The organism is Streptomyces sp. NPDC051582 (genome assembly GCF_040681715.1).
In the GTDB taxonomy this organism is placed as follows: domain Bacteria; phylum Actinomycetota; class Actinomycetes; order Streptomycetales; family Streptomycetaceae; genus Streptomyces.
In genome coordinates this window covers 49,856-67,200 of the sequence record NZ_JBFAZJ010000020.1, presented here as the reverse complement: position 1 = coordinate 67,200, position 17,345 = coordinate 49,856, and the positions used below count along the sequence as shown (strand labels likewise).

Here is a 17,345-nt window from a genome sequence, read left to right as displayed (position 1 = left end):
GGTCAGCGGGGGTGAAGTTGAGTTCCGCTTGAGGGCGGAAGGGTCAGGTCAGGTTGCCGTTGGCTTCTCCTCCCCTTGCGGCATGCGGGTGGCACCGCAGGCTGCAAGTGACGCCGACGAAGTCGGCTCGATGTGGCAGACACGGAAATGCTCGAGGTGGCGACCCCGAGTGGTGGTGATGGGTGACTTGGCGAAGTCACCCGGTGAGGCGACCCGTTGGGTCGCCTTTTCGCTTTCGCCCCGAGCCTGAAGGCCACTGCAGTGTGACCGCGGCGACGGTCCCAGCGTTGACCCTGCCGAGGCATGGCGTGCCTCGAACCGGCCCGAAGCGCGTGAGTTCAGAGTCCTCACAGGCCGGCATCCGGCGAGAAGAGCGCGAGCCCCACTCTCCGGAACCACCCCATGCATCACACCAAACATCACGGGGCACACACTATCCTTAAATGGATCTGCTTGAGGCTGAACCTTTGGAGCGTGTCTAGTGGCAAGGTTTTCGGAACGGCCCTGGCCGTCACAGCCTGGCGCGATGCCCGGTGTGGAGGAGCAGGACCTCCGGACGTTCGCCGCGTACGAGCCGGATCTACTTCGGGGGCGCCAGCTCCGCCTGTCAGCCGAACTTGCTGCAGAGGTTGCCGAAGTGGACCGGCTGGTTCGTGCCTTCAACGACGCCGCGCCGACCAGCCCCCATTTGGAGTCTCTGGCCCGTTTCCTTCTCCGATCGGAGGCGGTGGCGTCCTCGCGCATCGAAGGCGTGGTGGCTTCCGCCCGAGCAATCGCCCACCTCGAGTTGATGCTTGCAACCAAGGCCGGCGATGATCAGCGCACCCACCGCGGCATCAGCGACAGTGCACGCGAGGTGGTTAACAACGTTCTGGCTCTACGCCGCGCTGTCACTGCACTGTCAGAGACCGAGGCGGTAACGGTTGACGACATCAACGGCCTGCAAGCCGCCCTGATGGTGGAAACAGAGCAAGACGAGTCATCGGGCTTCCTCAGGACCGTTCAGAACTGGGTCGGAGGCAACGCGTACGGGCCGCACGGAGCGGAGTACGTGCCACCCACCCCTGAAGCGGTAGGTCCTCTCATGGACGATCTCGCCGCCTTCATCTCTGAAGATCACCCGCTGCCTCTCGTCCAGGCCGCGCTAGTCCACGCGCAGTTCGAGACGATCCACCCCTACCACGATGGCAACGGTCGCACCGGGCGGGCCCTGATTCACACGGCACTCGCTAGGCAAGGCCTCGCGGTTGGACATGTCCTGCCGATCTCCATGTCTCTCTTGGCTCATGCTCGCGAGTACATCGCCGGCCTCAACGCGTTCCGATACGTGGGTGAGCCCGACAGTTCCGCCGCGGCCGTCGGCGTCGATGCGTGGATTCGTGTGTTCCTGGCCGCTACTCGCGATGCCGTCGCAGAAGCTCGGCGCTTCACCGACGAGCTAAGCCAGATGCGGAGGGCCTGGTACGCGAAACTTGCCCACTACAGGGAGGGCCAAGGACTCCGTGGCCAGCCCCGAAAGGGGGCTGCAGTCGTGCGGTTGATGGAGCAGCTCCCTGGCGTGCCGATTGTGACCGCGAGGGCTACGCAGTCGTTGCTCGGCATCTCCTTTGTCTCGGCCTCGAACGCCTTGGAGGAGTTGGCTGGGGCCGGGGTCGTGCAGGTAAAGGAGGTGGAGCGCGGGACGCGTGCCTACTTGGCCACCGACGTGCTCGACTTGATCAACGGCGCCGAGCGCCGACTGACGTACACGAAGTGGGATCTTCCCGAGCTCGACGCGTGGGTGTGACAGTTTCCTTTAATCCGATGCGGCCCCGGTTAAAGGGAAAAGTGACTCTCGGTAGCGATGAGATTGCCCGATGGTGCTCCCGGCGCGCCCGGGCAGTGCACCGGTAGGCACTCGGCCCCCGCCCCACAGATTGGGGGCGGGGGCCGAGATAGAAGCAGGCGGACTTCGACCGAGGCTTACTGAATCGTCGTGACCAGGTGCTTCTGGAAGAACTCCGACAGGTGCGTACGCTCACCAGGCAGGCCGGCTACGTACTCAGCAAGACAGGCACTGACGATCTCGAAGGGCTTCGCCTGGATGCCCTGGATCGAGTCCATGAGGTCCATCATGCGGGTGAGGCGAGCGTTGACATCCTTTCGCAGGGAGCACACGGGCCGGTAGTTGTCCATGTTGGCGCTGTCGGGATCGCTGAGGATGTACCTGCGGTAGGCAAGACCCTTCTGGGCGAGCTGCCACACGTAGTCCCGCTCGTCTTCCATGGCGTCCATGTCGATGCCATCCGGATCGAGTGGCCGCAGCACCGGCTCCAGCGCGGCATCGACGTAGTGCGCCGGAGTGAGCTTCGGACGCTGGAGCGTCAACATCTTCAAGAGAGCCATGTCGGCGGTGCGCTGGGTACCAACCTGGTCTGCAGTGAGGCCGTAGAGGTTGATGTTGCGGTTCTCGAACGGAACGGCGTTCAGCTGAGATGCGCTGTACACGGTCAACAGCGAGGCGTAGCCCGGTGCTTGCTGTGACAACTCGGCCATCGCTTGCTCATTGCGCTGGCGCGGTTCGTCCGGGTTGAACGGCTCGGCGGGCCTCCGTCGGCCAGGCCGCCGGGCGGGAAGCCCGGACAAGGAAGCTGAAGCGCGCAAGGCAGGTGCCGCATGCCGGTCAACCCTGGCCAGCTCTGCCAATCGCTCGGTGGGAGCTTCCTGAGCCTCGGCTGCGGGCCGACTGGGGATGCCCTCCAACGACAGGGGGTCACTTACTGATCCGGCGCTCGACTCCCCCGACCCGTGCACCGCCACCCGCCCATTCTCAGCGGAATCCCCGACGGGGTGCTCAGGCTCACCGCGGAGAGCGACGGGACCGGGTACCGAAGCCGAAGGCACGGTGACACGGCTAGTAATGGACGAAGGCTCAGGCCCGTCGGCAATAGGGCCGCGCTCCGTCTCTTCGCCCTGCTGCGGAGGGACAACAGCCTTAGCAGCGGTCGGCTTCGCCGCGGTTGGCGGCACGAAAGCCCGGATCGGACGGAAGTCGTCCTCGTCTTCGTCATCGTCGTCGCCCCCGAGGTTCAGGTCGGGAACGATGAGATGCTCCTTCTTGTCCGCTGCCTCGCCCCGTTTGGCGTTCGCCTTGGGTCCGGTTCCATTGCCCGTCGTGCCGGCGGTGGACTTACTCATGACGCTCCCTGCATCTGCTTCTCACGGAGTTCGGCGTTGCGCTGGCGCACCCGGGTGATCACTCCTCGTGCCAGGTTCGAGTAGTCGTCCGCGAGATTGACGGACGACTGTGCATCCACGTAGCGCCCGTTCTCGTCCCGAGGCCGGGGAACCAACTCGCCGTTCTCGTCTCGAAGTTGGCCAGTAGCCGCCAGCGCGAACTCGCGGGCGGGGCGACCGTGGTTGCGGCACAAGGTAGCGATGGAGCGGGCATCGCGTACGTACTCGTCCAGAATCAGTCCAGGGTCCATGCCAGCGTCTGTAAGCAACTTCTCGATCTTGGCACGAACGTTGGTCAGCTCCGTGGTTGCCTCGCCCTTGACCTTTCGGAAACCCAGGAAGGCGATCGCGGTGAGCTGCGCCTCAGGGTTGAGACGACGGTTGGCGCGAATAAGCCGGGTGACGGTGGACAGGCCTCGCAGAGCAGCATTGTCCGTGTTGTGAATGGGCGACACGAGATGAGTGGATGCTGCCAGGCCGGCCCGCTGGATGGCCTTGTCGCCCGGTGAGAAGTCGAGCACGATCCAGCGGTATAGGTGGGAGATCTGTGCCAGAAGGAGAGCCAGCAGGAGGTATGCGGCGATGGCGTGAGTGTCGGCGAGCTTGTTGATGCGACCGGCGATGTCGGCGCAGTGCTTACCCGAGATCGTGGCATCCAAGAACGGCCGAACGTTCTTGATGACCTTCAGGGGGCCGTCGTGGGTGATTGCATCACGGAGGGCCTTCCCGTGATCATTGAAGACCGTTGCGTCCAGCCCCAGGTCGGTCCTTCCGTCCCCGTTGGCGTCGATCTCCATGTAGAGGACAGGTAGGGCGGACTTCCCTTGGCTGTGACGGTTGGCTTGTTCCTCAGCCAACATGTAGGCCAGGTTGGTGGCCAAGGTCGTCTTTCCCTCGCCGCCCTTGCCGATGGTGGAGCCGATGACGTTCCGCAGGTATGGGCGCAGTTGCTCGACGAGCGCCGCGAGCATGGCGTCATCTGACATGTCGTCGAACTCGGCGATCGCGTCGAGGCGACTCTGCAGTTCGTTGTACTCGTAAAGTTCCAAGGCTTCTCCGCCGTCGCGAGATGGTCACGAGAACCACGCGCTGGCTAGCCCACAGTGGATGCTCAGATCCGCAATCGGCCCGCGTGTCCCTTCATGCTCGGGCGTGACCATACACGGGGCAGCAAGCTCGTGTCACGTCACGTCACATCGACGTGGCTTACGGCGTGTTGCGACCCACAAGATCATTCTTTACCTTCCGCATTTCTCACCCCTATCAGCGTGGAAATGCCAGCAAATTATTGACCCAAACTCTATTTGTGCACGCAGAGTATTTCGAATGCGGGTGATAGTGGAGCCTTGGACCTACCTAGGTGAGTATCGGAGTGAGTAAGTGAGTGATGTATGTGAATTTGTGAAACGTGCAGGTCAGAGCCCACTTTGCCGTTCCTTGAAGGTTGGATGGATGGCCGGAGGATGAGCTCAGGCGAGACGTGACGTCTTGTTTGGGCGCCACTCTGGCAGGTGAGCCGAGAAATTCTGTGAGTGAGGAACGGTCAAGCGGCGACGCGGCGCCAAACTCGCCGATGCTGTTGGGTGAGCTTCGCCGGTCACCTCGATTTTCTTCACTGCCGGGGGAGCGATTCGTTGATGACTGCGCCTAGGAATTTGCGACTTGCAGATCCCAGGGGCTGGCAGCCACTCACATGCGTCGGCCGGTCGTGGCCGCCGTCCACCTTGTGCTGCCGTACGCGTTCAGGCTGCGGCCCTTCTGGTTGCCTGCCGGGCAGCTGTGTTTGCGGTCCTGTGGGCGGGGACTTCGGGGTTGACGCCTTCGGTCCCTGGTCTGGATGCGGACCTCGACGCTGAGCTGGGCGGTGGCCGACTTCGGGTTGTGCACCGTCGTCTCGGCGTTCGTCGTTACGGTGGCGATCGTGGGGTCCGCGGCGCGGCCGGTGGCAGGGCGGCGCAGGTCCGTGACCGACTCGAAGTGGCTAGCCGGCAGAAGAATCTCCTCACCGCCTCCGGACGGGACTTTCGCTCGGTGTCTGAACGGCAGAGAGCCCGGTCCGCGCTGAACAGCGCGGACCGGGCTCTTGCGTCAGTGAAGGGGCGGACACCTGGTGGAGGTTAGGGCGGGGTGTCGTCGTAGGCGAGGTGGGCCAGGAGGAGAACCTCGGGGCGGCCGAGGAGGTCGTCGGGGTTTCCGTGGGTTCGGTACAGGGCGAGTGCTGCTTCGGCGAGGGTGAGCATCTCGGTGCGGGAGAGGTCGTCGTCGATGTCCGGGGCGCGGGGAAGGCCGGTGTCGAGGGCCTCCGCTGTGCTCGCGAGGCGCTCCAGCAGCAGTGCGGCTTCTGGCGGCACGACTGGCTGGGGAAGCGGGTGGGCGTGGCTGAGGGTGAGGCAGGTGCGGGCCAGTGTCCTCAGGTCGGAGTCGGTGAGATCGCAGCGGGCGACCGGCACGAGCGAGGATCCGGAGAGACCGAGCATCCGCCACAGCCCCTCCGGTGCGCGGTCGTTGGTGGCCGGCTGGGCCGGGCCGGGGTCGTTGTCGTTGAGGGTGGTGGCGGTGAAGCGCAGCCAGAGCCGGCCGTCGCCGGTGTGCATGTCCAGGGTGTCGGGGTGGGGGTTGCCGATGTGGCCGGCGGGCCGGGAGCGCAGGAGGCGGCGGGCGGCCAGGAGGACGTCCAGGCCGGGCAGTTCCCGGTGGTCTGGGTCGGCGGGTTGGGTCCAGCCGGTTTCGATGCGGACGTGGACGGTGTAGTCGGCGTCGGGGTCGATCAGCTGGCGTGCGGTGGCGTAGGCGCGGTCGGCGGTCATACTGCGGCTCCCTCGGCGCCGGTGCGGTGCTCGTGTTCACCGCTGTTGTTCACCTCGACGAGCAGCAGGCCGGCCTCGTCGCGCTGGTCCTCGATGTGGATGTAGGGGACGTCGGTGGCGGAGCCCCACTGGGCGCGCTGGCGGATGAGGATGCTGACGCCGAAGACCTGGATCTCGTAGACGTCGCTGGGGGTGTTGTCCTCGGGGGAGGCGTCGACCACGGTGATCGACGCGTCGCGGATGCGGTGGAGTTCGGGGTCAGGCATCGGGGTTCCCGGGGGTGTCGGCGTGGGCGAGTAGGTGGCGGGGTCGAGGGCGAGGAGGGCGTCGGCGATGGCCGAGGACAGGTGGGAGGGGACGAGGTTGGAGTTCTGCAGCAGCGCGAGCGTGTCGTGCGGGGTGGCCGCCTGGTCGATCGCGTCGAGCACCTCCTGGTCCTCGGCGTCGTCGCACGCCCACTGCTGGGCTTCGGCGAGGAGGGCTTCGTAGAGGGAGCCGGCTGCGTCCTGGGCAGTGTTCATGGGTGCCTCGGGTCGGGGGTGCCGGGACCCTGCGGGGCCCGGCATCGGAAGGGGGGTGGTCAGGGCCGGAGCTTCTCGGCGATCAGTTCATTGATGACCTGGTCGAGCGGCGGTAGGGCGGCGTGCTGCCTCTCCACGTCCTGGAGTCGGGCGCGTTCGCGCTCCACGTACGTGGGGTCCGTGGGGGAGCCGTCGGGCTCGCAGCGCATCAGGTGCTTGCCGATCCAGTAGGCGGAGAACGTCGGCTCGGTGTGGCCGTTGAAGGCGACGCGGCCGCCGATGTGGCTGGTGACGGTCCAGACGTGCACGGGGCGTGCGCCGAGGATGTGGTGGCGCCACAGGTCGCCGCGCTCGGCGTAGGTGGTGCCGATCTCGGGCAGGGGCTTGGGACGGCGGGCGGGCTTGGAGTCGTTCACGGAAGTCCCCTTCGTTGTGCGTCAGGGCTGGTCGGGGAGGAAGCGGACGAGGCGGAGGGGGATCATCGGCCCGCGCTCGTTGAAGGCGTCGACGCAGTCGGAACAGGTGGCCAGGCGGGGGTCGGCCGCGATGGGCTGGGGGGTCTCGGAGTCGCACAGGGGCCAGGCCCTGGTGGTCGGGGCCAGGGCTTCGGTGAGGGGCCCCGGTTTCCAGGTGGAGGGGTCGGTCGTGGCCGCGATGCACGCCTCCGTGGTGGGGACGGGCGGGGCGTTGCGGACGGCGTCGGCGAGCCGGAGGAGGAGGGCGAGCACCTTGTCGCGGTTGCCGTGGAGGGCGATGCCGTCGGAGCCGTTGTAGACGGCGGCGCTGATCTCGCCGGGTTCGACGAGCGCGTCGTCGGAGGTGAAGCCGGGGTAGAGCAAGACCGGCACCGGCTGGCCGTCGGCGCAGACCCATTCGAATTCGGTGTTGTCGAGCATGAGGGAGCCCTTCGGATGCGGATGCTGGGGGAGGGGAGCCGGGCGGCCCGGGGGTGCAAGGCCGCCCGGTGGTGGGGAGGTTCAGGAGGCGTCGGGCTCGACGTGCTCGACGGTGTCGTCGACCCAGGCGTCGTCGTCGCGCGCGAACTCCTCGTACGCGCGCTGCACGGCGCGACGATGGGCGTCGACGTCGAACTCGCACGCCCAGTTCGCGCCCTGGGCGAACGCGGGCCGGGTGAGGGCGTCGATGGCGGCCTGGTCCCCGTCGGCGACCTGGTGGGAAGCGGTGATGCTGAGGGTGGCGCGGTCCTTGGACCAGCAGCCGATCAGCAGAGTGGACACGGCGGGTTCGCTCTCTGCGGCCCCCGGGGCCCGGCGGTTGCTCGCCGGGCCCCGAGGGGGCGGCGGGGTTCAGGGGGCCAGGACGACGCGGATGTGTTCGCCGTAGCTCGGCTTCGACCACTTGGTGAGGGAGTCGAGAGCGGCGGCGATGTCCTCGAAGCGGTCCCGGTCGCGGAAGCCGTCGGTGATCTCTTCGGTCATGCCGCCGTACATCTCGGTGACCTCGGCGCCGCGCCAGCCGGGCCCGCCCCAGTAGTCGAAGACCACGGCGTCGGGCATCGGGGCGTCGGTGGCGTAGTGCTTGAGGAGCGCGCGGCGCAGCCTGGTCCACCGGCCTTCGGTGTACATGCACGGGTGGACGTCGCCGACCGGCTTGCCCTTGCAGCCCCAGCCGCAGCCCTGGCAGTAGCGCCGGCCCCGGTCGTTGTAGGTGGGGCAGGCCGGGTTGCCGCAGCGCCACAGGTAGCCGGCCTGGCGGGCGAGTTCGTGGATGAGCTGCGTCTGGGTCTCGTCGGCCTCGGCGACGAGCCGGGCTATGACGGTGCGGACAATCTCGGCTTCGGACATGGGAGTTCTCCGGAAGGGGGCACGGGGGAGCGGCGGTGCAGCTCCAAGGGGTGTGGGTCGGAGGGAAGCGACGCCCTCAACACGAACAACATTACATAGTGAAACACGAACAAGCAACAGCAAGGGCGGGGAGTTCGTGCAGCCTCAATCTCAGGGGAAGCAGGCCACCGCCACGGCAGGCCGCCGCTCCATACGCCTCATGCGCGCCGTGGGCCGGGGCCTCGGCGTGCTCATCCCGCGCGGGAGAGGGCGGTTCGGCCGATGGAGCGGATCCTCAGCCGATGCCGCCCGCTGCGCACCGGACACCGGGCGGGTGCATCAGCCGGCTCCGGGGGTCAGGAGAGAGGGACGACGCCGAGGTGGACGGTCCGGCCGCACGGGAGGCATCCCTGACCGTCCAGTCCGCTGTCGGTGCGCCGGGTCCGGATCCGCTCCAGCCCTGCGCCGGCGGCAGCGGCGACCCTCTCCACGTCGTCACCGCTTGCGGCTGTCGCCAGCAGCCGGACCGTGAAGCCCCGGCCGTCGTCCTCCACCCACAACTGCGCCCCCGGCAACCGTTCCTGGTCCAGTACGGCCGTCCACGGGACCAGGGTGCGCAGCAGTTCGGCCGCTGCCGCCGTCGACGTCAGCCGTCCTCCCGGCGCGGCGCCGCGCAGCGGTGTGTCCACGGCGGCCACCAGGACCAGCTCTTCCTCCAGGTCCACCGTCAGCACACCCTCGTCACGACGGGCCGGGGTACCGGCCGCCTCGCCGCACGCTGCTGCCAGCCGCGCCATGCTCGCCGAGGCGGCCGGCCCGCTCGCGCACACTTCCGCCTGCACGTCCGCCTCGCTCATGCACAGCCGGACCGGTTCCAGCGGGCCGCAAGCATCCAGCAAGCGGGCAACCGCTTCCACACAGCGGGCCAGGGAGAGTGACATGGCCGCCATTCTCGCCCCGGTGAGGCCGAGGAGTCCTGCGTCCGGCCAAAGGGTGGCTCCATCTGTGCGGCGGCCACCAGGATTCGGACAACTCAGGAGCCAGACGGATCCGTGCGGATAGCATGACCTGGCCAGGAGAGCCGGACCTGGCGGGATTCTCCCCGCGAGCGCGGGGACGCGGCCCGCTCCGGTGCGGGCCGGTCGTCATGCCCGCCAAGGGCTCCCGCCGCCCCTGGAGCAGCCGCCGTTGCGTACCCTCACCATCGCGCTGAACGCCGCCTCGCCGCGCGCCCGCCTAATCCTCGCCGACATGTCCGCCGGCGTCGGCATCTGGCTGTCCGAGCCGGACACCCGGCTCGTCCGCGACCAGCACGTGCACACCGGATCCATCGGCCGCCATCCGGCCGCCGAGCTGGGCGAGTTCCTCCTGGCGTGCCCGGCGCCCGACTACGAGCCCGAGCCCGGCCAGGACCAGGCCACCTGGCTCGCGCACTTCGTCGCCGGCGGCCCCCGCCCGCTCACCGACCTGGACCTGCGGCTCAACCGTGGTCGCGTCGACGCGCGCCCCGCCGGACCGCAGGGCCTGCTGCGAAGCCTCGCCCCAGCCGGCAGCCCCCTACTGCTCGCGGCCCTCAACGTCCCCCTCCTCAGAGCAGGCGAGGACCCCACCGAGCACCCCACCGGGGCCCGGACGTACCTCGGGCACATCCACCGCCTCGGCGGCCGGCTGGCCCGTCTTCGCACGTCCGCCGCCTGAGCACCGCTGCCATCCGCCACCCGTCCCGCTGAAGGGAAGAGCCCGTGACTGCCATCCGGCCCGCCGCCCTGACCGACTCCATCCGCCCGCCCCTGCCCACTCCCCTCCACGTCAGGCTGTGGAACGGGCTGTCGCGGGGCGTCTTCCGTGGCTCCGTCCGACGTGACGGGGCCAACGGGCGCCGCCTGTTGACCCTGGCCCGCCAGTGGGAGGAAGAGGGGCTGCTCACCGTCCACACGCTCGGCCGGGACGGCTGGGTCGCCGACCTCGTGCCGGCCCTGCGCGAGCCGTCCTCACCCAGCAGGGCACCGGCGGTTCACCTCGGCGTCCTGGGCGCCCAGTTCCTCGACGGCACACGGGAGAAGGACTTTGAGCGGGCCGCCCTGCGCGCCGTGGAGGAAGCGGTCCGCGAGGTCTTTGGGGAGCAGACCCGCCACTTCTCCTACGAGCCGGTCCGGACGGACTCCGGCGAGCTGGCGGGCTGGACGTGGAAGCACTACCACCGCGCGCACTGGGTGACCGCAGACGCGGAAGTTTCCCCGAACGACATCACCGACCAGGAGGTCGCCGACTGGAATGCGGCGAAGTGGCCCTTCCCCCACTACGACCCGGCCGGCGCGCAGCACGCGGTCCGCGCCGCGTACGCCGCTCACCGCGAGGTGGCCGCAGCGGCGAAGACAGCCGCACGCCGCGTCTGGCCGGCCGCGGTCGGCTTCCGGCCCGTCAAGGAGAACGGCGAGACGATCGGCTACCTCTTCCGCACGGGACCCCTCGCCGCCCCCGACGCGTGGGTGACGGCCGACGGCCGCACCGTCGACCACCTCGGCCACGACTACTGGTCCAACGCGCACGAGGCGCTGTGCGACGCCCACCACGCCGCCACCCGGGAGCGGGCCGCCGCGGCCGCCGTCCAGGAGCCGCTGCCCCACCTCGACGAGGAGCAGGCTCGCGCCGCCCTCGACGAGCCGGACCGCACCGCCGACCTGTACCCGGTCGCCGATCACGGGCAGCTGCTGGGCTACCTCGCACGGGTCGGCACGGGCATGGCGCACGGGTACGGGTGGGTCACCGCCTACCGCTCCCGCCACATCCGCCCGGAAGTTTCCCGGCAGGACGCGGAGACGGTCCTGCGCGCCGCCCTGGCCGACGACCTCGCCCAGGCCCGCACCGAGAGCTCTGAACCCCGCCCGCTGCAACCGGAGATGACCCTTCTGACCGGCTCCGCTGCCCGGGAGAAGGTGGCCGCTTCCGGCCCCGCCGGGACGATCATCGTGGGCTGGACGGAGGTCCTCAGCGACGCGGACGACGAGTTGATCGGATGGGAGTTCGGACTCCTCCCCCTGCACGAAGGCGCGTCGCCGAGCCCTGAGTGGATCACCCGCCACGGCACCCTCAGCACCCACGTCCGCTACCCCCGCCCCCACCCCCATCGGCTGCGCGAGCTCACCGAGCAGGCACCCGCGCGGCACGAGCTCATCGAGATGGCCTACGCCCACGCCATCGCGAAAGCGTCAACCATTCCCGCCTGACCGCCGGCTGAGTACGCGCTCACCATCACCGGCTGCTTGCGGTGGTCGTCGAAGACCTTCGTGGCCAACCGGTCGGCGCACGCGACAGGCTCTCTCGTCAACGTCTACCCGCACATGTCACCCTTGCGACCAGGTGCGTGACGTAGTCATGCTTGAACTCCGTCTCGTCGAGACTCCGCTTGCAGCAGTCGGTGATGCCGGTCGTGTTCGTGCGCCTCATGCGGTGAACGAGTGGCGGGCGCCCCACCTCCGCTTCCTTGGCGGAAAAGTCCTCGTCACGATTGCGGTACGCCTGAACGACCTTGTCCACGTCGTCAGGCGTATACAGGCCAGAAGCGCGCATCTCCCGGCGCAGATTCTCGTAGTACTCGTCACTTTCCATATACAGACCTCTACTCGGGCAGCAGCCCACAGCGATCGCATCCTCGTCTGGGGCGGCAGGTCGATGTCTTCGTCCGGCACCCGCCCGGCGACAGAGCTTCTAAGCAGCGCTGTCGACAGGGGAGGACTGGCGGACGTGCCAATCCCACAGGTCTCGGGCGCTGGTCAGGCTGGGGCACCAGGTGACCTTGCGGCCGTCGCGGCAGATCTCGCCGGCACCCGGCGCACAGGTGCACACCACGCGGAACTGCCCGGCGCGCGAGGACACGACCGCCTGCACGATCCGGCCCCGGTGCGCGCCGTGGGCGACCTCCAGCCGGACGGCCGCGGCCAGCTGCTCCGGCGTGACCACCTCCAGCCGGTCGACCGCGTCCATCGTGCGCCAGACCCTGCCGTCGGGCAGCGTGTAGGACTTCACCGCCACCCACTGACCGAGCCGGAACACGGCACCGACCACTGCGGCACGCTCCTGCTCGGGGTAGGACTGCATCACCAGGTCGCCCCGCCGCACGTGGGGAGCATCAGCCAGACGCTGCAGCGCGCTCACCGCGGCCTGCGCGCTCACCCGGTCCTCGAGCCGCGCGGACTCTACGGTCCACACACCCGGACCGGGCCCGGGCTCCATCAGCTCCCACTCGCCCGGCCAGCCTTCCACGGCCACGATCTCACCGGACCGCAACACCTCGTCTCCGGACGCGGTGTCCGGGGCCTGGGCGGCCTCGGTCTTCGCCGACAACACCATCTCTTCTCTGCTTCCTTCCATCAGTGATCACACGAAACGGCCACCAGGCCGTGGGCCAGCGGGGTGCGGGACCGGCGGCCACCGTCGGGCGGCCGCCGCCCGGTGGACAGGCGGGTGCCAAGGGCCGGGTCAGTCCTGGCCCTTCGCTGCCTCGGCGGCGAGCTCCTTGTGCACGCGCAGCGCCGCGGTCGCGTACTCCACGGGCGACGGGTTGCCGCCCTGCACGCCCGTCATCGCCGCCAGGAATCGGGCGTAGACGATCTGGTCGGCGTCGTCGACGACGTCCTCGATCAGCGTGAAGGCGCTCGTCGCGAAGCGCCTCAGCGCCAGCGGCCGCGCCTTGCGGCCGGCCGCGCCCGGCCTGTTGTCGCGCTCGACCACGCAGTCGGCGTGCGTCGCGCCCACGCTGACCACGCGCAGCATCCGCTCGCGGTCAACCATGTCGGGGGCCATGTCCTGCCACAGCTGCCCGGCCCGGACGGGGCCGACGGCGGACAAGACGGACTCGGTGATGCTCATGGTGAACTCCTGGCTGGTGACGAAGGGTTGGTTCCGGGCAGCGGACGTGCGCCCGGCGAAGGGGAGAAGAGGATCAGGCCGAGGCACCGGGGGCGGCCGCCTTGAGAATGCGGAGGTTCTCCGCGTGGATCTCGGCGCAGAACCGGCTGATGAGCACCCACAGCGGCATGGACAGACCGTCGAGCTGGTCATGGAGCAGCCGGGCGGCTTCGTGCATGCCGTGCTGCGCGCGACCGATGTCCATCGTGTCCGCGCCCCGCGCCGCCCGCTCCAGCGACCGGCCGGCGCCGAGGACGTGGTCGTGGGCATCGCGACTGACCGCCTCCAGCCGCAGCGGGTGCACCGGGGTGAACAGGGACGGCGGGGCCGGGACCGGGTCGAAGGCGGCCGGACGGCCCGCGGTGTAGCGGATCGCCCACAGCTCCACCATGTAGACCACCGCGGCCTGCCAAGCTGCCTCGTCGTGCTCGCCGGTGCGTTCCTGGAACGTCGTGACGGCACGGCCGGCGAGAGTCTCCGCGCGCTCCAGCGCGGCGCCGCGGCCCAGGCGGAAGTCCTCCAGCGCCTTGGCGGCCTCGATCACGTTCACCTGGGCCGAGCGGGCGTGATCGCTCAGACCTCGTCGCATCAGGATGTCGCCGGTTTCCACGGTGATCCGCGACCCGGGCGCGGCAGGCTCCCCGGGTTCGGGGGACAGGACGGGCCGAGAGGCAAAGGCCATGGCTGTCGTACTCCTCAAGTGTCATGCCGGACAGGAACGGGGCTCCCAGCTCGGCCGGGGGCGGGCTCGGTGTGTACCGGCCCGGTGTGGGGGGAGCGCCCGCCATCCGGCGGCGACCCCTCTCAACAAGTAACCAACTTACATCTTGAAACAAGAACAAGCAACAACCATAATGCACATTGAAATGTGAACAGAACTTGCATTCGGCGGTCGGTGCGAGTACGTTAGATTCGCGTTAGATTCTGTTTCTTGGGGTGGAGGTGGAAGTGGACCCGGCAACCGACCCGGTATCGGCGGTGCTCGCACGGATCCCGGTCGACGGCCCGGTGCCGCCGCTGCCGGACCCGGCCGCACGCGTCAGGCTCCGCGAGGAGTTCGGCTGGACCGTGACGCAGATGGGCAAGGCGACCAACGTGCGCCGCGAGACGGTGTGGACCTGGGAATCGGATCCACCCCGCACCCCGCGTGGTGAGAAGGGGCAGCTCTACGCCCGGCTCCTCGCCTACTTCGCCCACGAGCTCGCACGCGCCGCAGTGACGAGCAGCGCCACCGCTCCGGTGCCCGTGCCCGACGCCGGACCTGAGCCGCAGCCAGCGGCCGCCGCGGAGGAAGAGCAGGCACCCCTTTTCGACTACGACATCGAGGACCCGCCCGAACTCGCCTGGCCGGACACCGATCAGAGCCCCGCCCTCGACAACACGGCGGCGCAGGCCGAGTACCCCGAGTACGACGCGCCCGGCTCCGGGACGTACCTGCCCGAGGACGTCACCCGTCCCTGTGTCCGCTGCGGCAAGCCGACGTCATGCCTCGTCGCAGGCCAGCCCCGCCACCTCTACCTCCAGGCCATGGCTGCCATGGGCGTGCCCCGCTGCGGCACGCAGCCCACTGTCCCGGCCGCGCCCGTCCTGCCGACCGCAGCCGAGACGGCCGCCCCCGTGCCCGCTGCCGTCGCACCGGCTCCCCAGCCTCCGGCGGTCGCCGCACCATCGGCCGCCGCACCAGCAGTCGCGCTCCTGGCTGCTGTTCCCGCGTCTCCCGTTCGTCCGCCGGCCGTGCCGCGCCGCCCGGGCGCCGCCACCAGTTCGACCTCCCGCCGCACGGCGAAGAAGCCGGCCGTGAAGGCGGTGGCCCCCGAGCACGCCGACGGTCCGCTGGCCGTCCTCGACATCACCGACGGCGCCCTGACCGCGCACCTTGTCGACGGTCGCACCATTCTGTGCCCGGCGAAAACGCTCCAGGCTCTGGCCGCATGGGCGCTGGACAAGAAGAAGATCCGCCTGGGGGCAGCCAAGCTCCACGACAACGGGTTCCACCAGGACCCGCTGATCATCCTCACCGAAGGGGCCGTGGCCCACTTCGGCCTGCCCACCAACCTCGCGGACCAGGAGGACCTGCGCCTGCCAGCCGACGACAAGATCGTCAAGAACATCACGAAGGCAGGCTGGGAGCTCACCAAGTCCGGCTTCGGCCCCTGGACCAGGATCTTCAAGCGCCTCGACGGAAAGCGCCACTGCGTCCAGCTCGCCCTCGTGCCCTGGGGCGCGCTGGAGACCCGCGCCTGGGGCAAGGCCGGCGACCTGCCCGCCGCCGAACTCGCCAGGATGCTCGGCACGTACGCCCGCCTGGTCATCACCCCCCGCGGCACCCTCGCCGTCACCGGCGAACAGCTCATGACCTCGCTGCGCCCGCCCACCAAGGCCGAGTGGAGCGAGAAGGAGAACAAGTACGTCTCGGCGAAGGTGCCCCACACCCTTCACACCGTCGTCGACCCCGCCCCGTGCGAAGCCCCCGACGAACACCCCGTCGTCGTCGCTGACTACCCCGAGGAAGGCTCCCGGCCCGCCAGCGAGGCCCTCGACGAGGAAGCCTGCATCTGGGTCCGCCCCGCCGACCTCATCACCGACGACGAACGGGCCCGCACCCACGTCGCCGCCCTCGACGTGCAGGTGGCCTTCCTCGCCGCCTGCCGGCGCCTCCACGTCGGCACCGGCCCGGCCATCCACTACCCCCGCAACCCGTCCTTCGACCCCGACCTGCCCGGCTCCTGGTTCCTCGACCTCTCCCACATCGAGACCGACCCGCGCCTGCCCAGCCCCTTCACCTCAAGCGGCGAACGCCCCGAGGGACCCGGCTGGTACGCCACCCCCACTGTCGCCTACGCCGTCGAACTCGGCGCCGACGTCCGCCCGATGGAGGCATGGGTCCGTGAAACCCACAGCCCCTACCTCCAGCCCTGGTACGACACCCTCCGCGACGCCTACCTGACCGTGATGGCTGACCTCGGCGTCACCACGGACCTTGACGACGAAGCCTTCCTTGCGGCGATGGCCCACTACAAGGACGGCGACCCGCTCCTGGTGACGCTGGCGAACGCCATCAAGGCCACCGCCAAGTCCGGGATCGGCAAGCTGCGCCAGCGCCCCAACCTCGGCCTCGACCACGTCTTCGGCGATCCGTGGCCGGCCCTGAAGCGGCTGACGTGGCGACCCGACATCCGCGCCATGATCCTGTCGAAGGCGCGCACCAACATGCACCGCAAGATGCAGAGCCTCACCACCGCGGGCCGGTACCCGCTCGCCGTCAACAACGACTGCGTCGTCTACGCGATCGACGGCCTGTCGCCGCTGCCGATCCTGCTCGGCCCCGACGGCGAGCCGATCCGCGGCGGCTTCCGCCTCGGCGTCAACCCGGGCTCCGTCAAGCACCAGGGGAGCCAGACCATCGGCTGGGCGCTGGACCTGCTCGCCGACGGAGTGAACATCGCCAACGAAATCAAGGACGCCTCGCTCGTCCGCGTGGCCTGAACCGTAGGGAAGCTGACTGACCGTGGGACTGATCGAAGACCGACTGGAAGAGGCCGCCGAGACCGCCTACTCCCAGCCGATCCCCAAGACGCTCGGCGCGCGGATCCGCTTCCTGCTCAAGCAGGAGAAGGGCGTCAGCCGCGCCGAGGCCGCCCGCGCGGTCGCCGAGAAGATCGGCAAATCCCAGCGCACCGTCGAGCGCTACCGCGACGACGAGATCAAGGCCGCGAAGCCCGAGACCGCCGCCCTCATCGAAGCCACGGTCAAGCAGCTCTGGCAACCGATCGTCAAGGCGAAGAAGCTCCAGGCCGCCGTCACCACCGGCGGTATCAAAGTGGACGTACGAGGGAAATTCGGGTTCAAGTCCCCCAAGGGCACCACCAACGACCCCCGCTACCGCCGCCTCACCCGCCGCCTGGACGCCGCCACCGCCGCAGCCCTCTTCGAAGCCAAAGAGGCCGGCGCCTCGGAGGAAGACCTCGCCCAGATCGTCGCCGACGGACTGAGGGACGACTACTTCACCGACGGCGGCTCGCGGGCCACCTCTCTTCAATCGGTCGCACTGACCGGCATCGACCACATCAAGTTCAGCATCTGACCCGCCGCCCGCACCCGGCTGAAAG

At 69.0% G+C, this 17,345-nt stretch carries 18 protein-coding genes; 5 read left to right on the top strand and 13 right to left on the bottom strand.

Annotated elements, in window-relative coordinates; genetic code table 11:
- Positions 1-526 precede the first annotated feature (526 nt).
- Positions 527-1,786, top strand: coding sequence for a Fic family protein (locus AB0M92_RS24860; RefSeq protein WP_366104488.1), 1,260 nt, complete (start codon positions 527-529; stop codon positions 1,784-1,786).
- A gap of 176 nt (positions 1,787-1,962) precedes the next feature.
- On the opposite strand, the gene AB0M92_RS24855 is transcribed toward AB0M92_RS24860, so the two are convergent.
- The 9 genes from AB0M92_RS24855 to AB0M92_RS24815 all read right to left on the bottom strand — a co-directional run bounded on the left by AB0M92_RS24855 (position 1,963) and on the right by AB0M92_RS24815 (position 9,269).
- Positions 1,963-3,177, bottom strand: a complete 1,215-nt coding sequence (locus AB0M92_RS24855; RefSeq protein ID WP_366104487.1) for a hypothetical protein — start codon at positions 3,175-3,177, stop codon at positions 1,963-1,965.
- Positions 3,174-4,265, bottom strand: coding sequence for a ParA family protein (locus tag AB0M92_RS24850; protein WP_366104486.1), 1,092 nt, complete (start codon positions 4,263-4,265; stop codon positions 3,174-3,176). The genes AB0M92_RS24855 and AB0M92_RS24850 overlap by 4 nt, the downstream gene beginning before the upstream one ends.
- A 1,068-nt stretch (positions 4,266-5,333) precedes the next feature.
- Positions 5,334-6,023 (bottom strand): hypothetical protein, encoded by a 690-nt coding sequence (locus AB0M92_RS24845; protein WP_366104484.1) that lies wholly within the window; start codon positions 6,021-6,023, stop codon positions 5,334-5,336.
- Entirely contained in the window at positions 6,020-6,544 is a 525-nt protein-coding gene (locus AB0M92_RS24840) for a hypothetical protein (RefSeq protein ID WP_366104483.1), read from the bottom strand. The genes AB0M92_RS24845 and AB0M92_RS24840 overlap by 4 nt, the downstream gene beginning before the upstream one ends.
- A 59-nt stretch (positions 6,545-6,603) precedes the next feature.
- The gene (locus AB0M92_RS24835) at positions 6,604-6,960 is read right to left on the bottom strand and encodes a hypothetical protein (RefSeq protein ID WP_366104482.1); all 357 of its coding nucleotides are present in this window, start codon (positions 6,958-6,960) and stop codon (positions 6,604-6,606) included.
- 21 nt (positions 6,961-6,981) lie between these two features.
- The gene (locus tag AB0M92_RS24830) at positions 6,982-7,440 is read right to left on the bottom strand and encodes a hypothetical protein (RefSeq protein ID WP_366104481.1); all 459 of its coding nucleotides are present in this window, start codon (positions 7,438-7,440) and stop codon (positions 6,982-6,984) included.
- Positions 7,441-7,521: 81 nt separating this feature from the next.
- Positions 7,522-7,782, bottom strand: a complete 261-nt coding sequence (locus AB0M92_RS24825) for a hypothetical protein (RefSeq protein ID WP_366104480.1) — start codon at positions 7,780-7,782, stop codon at positions 7,522-7,524.
- A gap of 69 nt (positions 7,783-7,851) precedes the next feature.
- Positions 7,852-8,349: a hypothetical protein gene (locus AB0M92_RS24820; RefSeq protein ID WP_366104479.1), complete on the bottom strand. Its 498-nt coding sequence runs from the start codon at positions 8,347-8,349 to the stop codon at positions 7,852-7,854.
- A 335-nt stretch (positions 8,350-8,684) separates the two neighbouring features.
- A complete protein-coding gene (locus AB0M92_RS24815) occupies positions 8,685-9,269 on the bottom strand; it encodes a hypothetical protein (protein WP_366104478.1) in 585 nt (194 codons plus the stop codon).
- Between the two features lie 247 nt (positions 9,270-9,516).
- Between AB0M92_RS24815 and AB0M92_RS24810 the strand changes: the two genes are divergently transcribed.
- Together AB0M92_RS24810 and AB0M92_RS24805 are read left to right on the top strand one after the other, a co-directional pair.
- Entirely contained in the window at positions 9,517-10,026 is a 510-nt protein-coding gene (locus tag AB0M92_RS24810; protein WP_366104477.1) for a hypothetical protein, read from the top strand.
- A gap of 44 nt (positions 10,027-10,070) precedes the next feature.
- Positions 10,071-11,555 carry a hypothetical protein gene (locus AB0M92_RS24805; RefSeq protein ID WP_366104476.1) on the top strand — a complete coding sequence of 495 codons (1,485 nt, stop codon included), beginning with the start codon at positions 10,071-10,073 and terminating at the stop codon, positions 11,553-11,555.
- 97 nt (positions 11,556-11,652) lie between these two features.
- Here AB0M92_RS24805 and AB0M92_RS24800 read toward each other — a convergent pair whose 3' ends face one another.
- The 4 genes from AB0M92_RS24800 to AB0M92_RS24785 all read right to left on the bottom strand — a co-directional run bounded on the left by AB0M92_RS24800 (position 11,653) and on the right by AB0M92_RS24785 (position 13,918).
- Positions 11,653-11,937: a hypothetical protein gene (locus AB0M92_RS24800; RefSeq protein ID WP_366104475.1), complete on the bottom strand. Its 285-nt coding sequence runs from the start codon at positions 11,935-11,937 to the stop codon at positions 11,653-11,655.
- Positions 11,938-12,036: 99 nt separating this feature from the next.
- Positions 12,037-12,699, bottom strand: a complete 663-nt coding sequence (locus AB0M92_RS24795; RefSeq protein WP_366104474.1) for a hypothetical protein — start codon at positions 12,697-12,699, stop codon at positions 12,037-12,039.
- 108 nt (positions 12,700-12,807) lie between these two features.
- Positions 12,808-13,197 (bottom strand): DUF6354 family protein, encoded by a 390-nt coding sequence (locus AB0M92_RS24790; protein ID WP_366104473.1) that lies wholly within the window; start codon positions 13,195-13,197, stop codon positions 12,808-12,810.
- Positions 13,198-13,270: 73 nt separating this feature from the next.
- The gene (locus AB0M92_RS24785) at positions 13,271-13,918 is read right to left on the bottom strand and encodes a hypothetical protein (RefSeq protein WP_366104472.1); all 648 of its coding nucleotides are present in this window, start codon (positions 13,916-13,918) and stop codon (positions 13,271-13,273) included.
- Between the two features lie 266 nt (positions 13,919-14,184).
- On the opposite strand from AB0M92_RS24785, the gene AB0M92_RS24780 reads away from it, so the two are divergent.
- Together AB0M92_RS24780 and AB0M92_RS24775 are read left to right on the top strand one after the other, a co-directional pair.
- The gene (locus AB0M92_RS24780) at positions 14,185-16,722 is read left to right on the top strand and encodes a transcriptional regulator (protein ID WP_366104471.1); all 2,538 of its coding nucleotides are present in this window, start codon (positions 14,185-14,187) and stop codon (positions 16,720-16,722) included.
- Positions 16,723-16,744: 22 nt separating this feature from the next.
- A complete protein-coding gene (locus AB0M92_RS24775; protein WP_212728853.1) occupies positions 16,745-17,320 on the top strand; it encodes a terminal protein TpgA1 in 576 nt (191 codons plus the stop codon).
- The last annotated feature ends 25 nt before the right edge of the window (positions 17,321-17,345 follow it).

Excerpts from the sequence above, each read along its gene's own strand:
- AB0M92_RS24860 (WP_366104488.1), top strand. The coding sequence starts at position 527 with ATGCCCGGTGTGGAGGAGCAGGACCTCCGGACGTTCGCCGCGTACGAG.
- AB0M92_RS24855 (WP_366104487.1), bottom strand. The coding sequence starts at position 3,177 with ATGAGTAAGTCCACCGCCGGCACGACGGGCAATGGAACCGGACCCAAG.
- AB0M92_RS24845 (WP_366104484.1), bottom strand. The coding sequence starts at position 6,023 with ATGACCGCCGACCGCGCCTACGCCACCGCACGCCAGCTGATCGACCCC.
- AB0M92_RS24840 (WP_366104483.1), bottom strand. The coding sequence starts at position 6,544 with ATGAACACTGCCCAGGACGCAGCCGGCTCCCTCTACGAAGCCCTCCTC.
- AB0M92_RS24830 (WP_366104481.1), bottom strand. The coding sequence starts at position 7,440 with ATGCTCGACAACACCGAATTCGAATGGGTCTGCGCCGACGGCCAGCCG.
- AB0M92_RS24820 (WP_366104479.1), bottom strand. The coding sequence starts at position 8,349 with ATGTCCGAAGCCGAGATTGTCCGCACCGTCATAGCCCGGCTCGTCGCC.
- AB0M92_RS24815 (WP_366104478.1), bottom strand. The coding sequence starts at position 9,269 with ATGTCACTCTCCCTGGCCCGCTGTGTGGAAGCGGTTGCCCGCTTGCTG.
- AB0M92_RS24800 (WP_366104475.1), bottom strand. The coding sequence starts at position 11,937 with ATGGAAAGTGACGAGTACTACGAGAATCTGCGCCGGGAGATGCGCGCT.
- AB0M92_RS24795 (WP_366104474.1), bottom strand. The coding sequence starts at position 12,699 with ATGGAAGGAAGCAGAGAAGAGATGGTGTTGTCGGCGAAGACCGAGGCC.
- AB0M92_RS24790 (WP_366104473.1), bottom strand. The coding sequence starts at position 13,197 with ATGAGCATCACCGAGTCCGTCTTGTCCGCCGTCGGCCCCGTCCGGGCC.
- AB0M92_RS24785 (WP_366104472.1), bottom strand. The coding sequence starts at position 13,918 with ATGGCCTTTGCCTCTCGGCCCGTCCTGTCCCCCGAACCCGGGGAGCCT.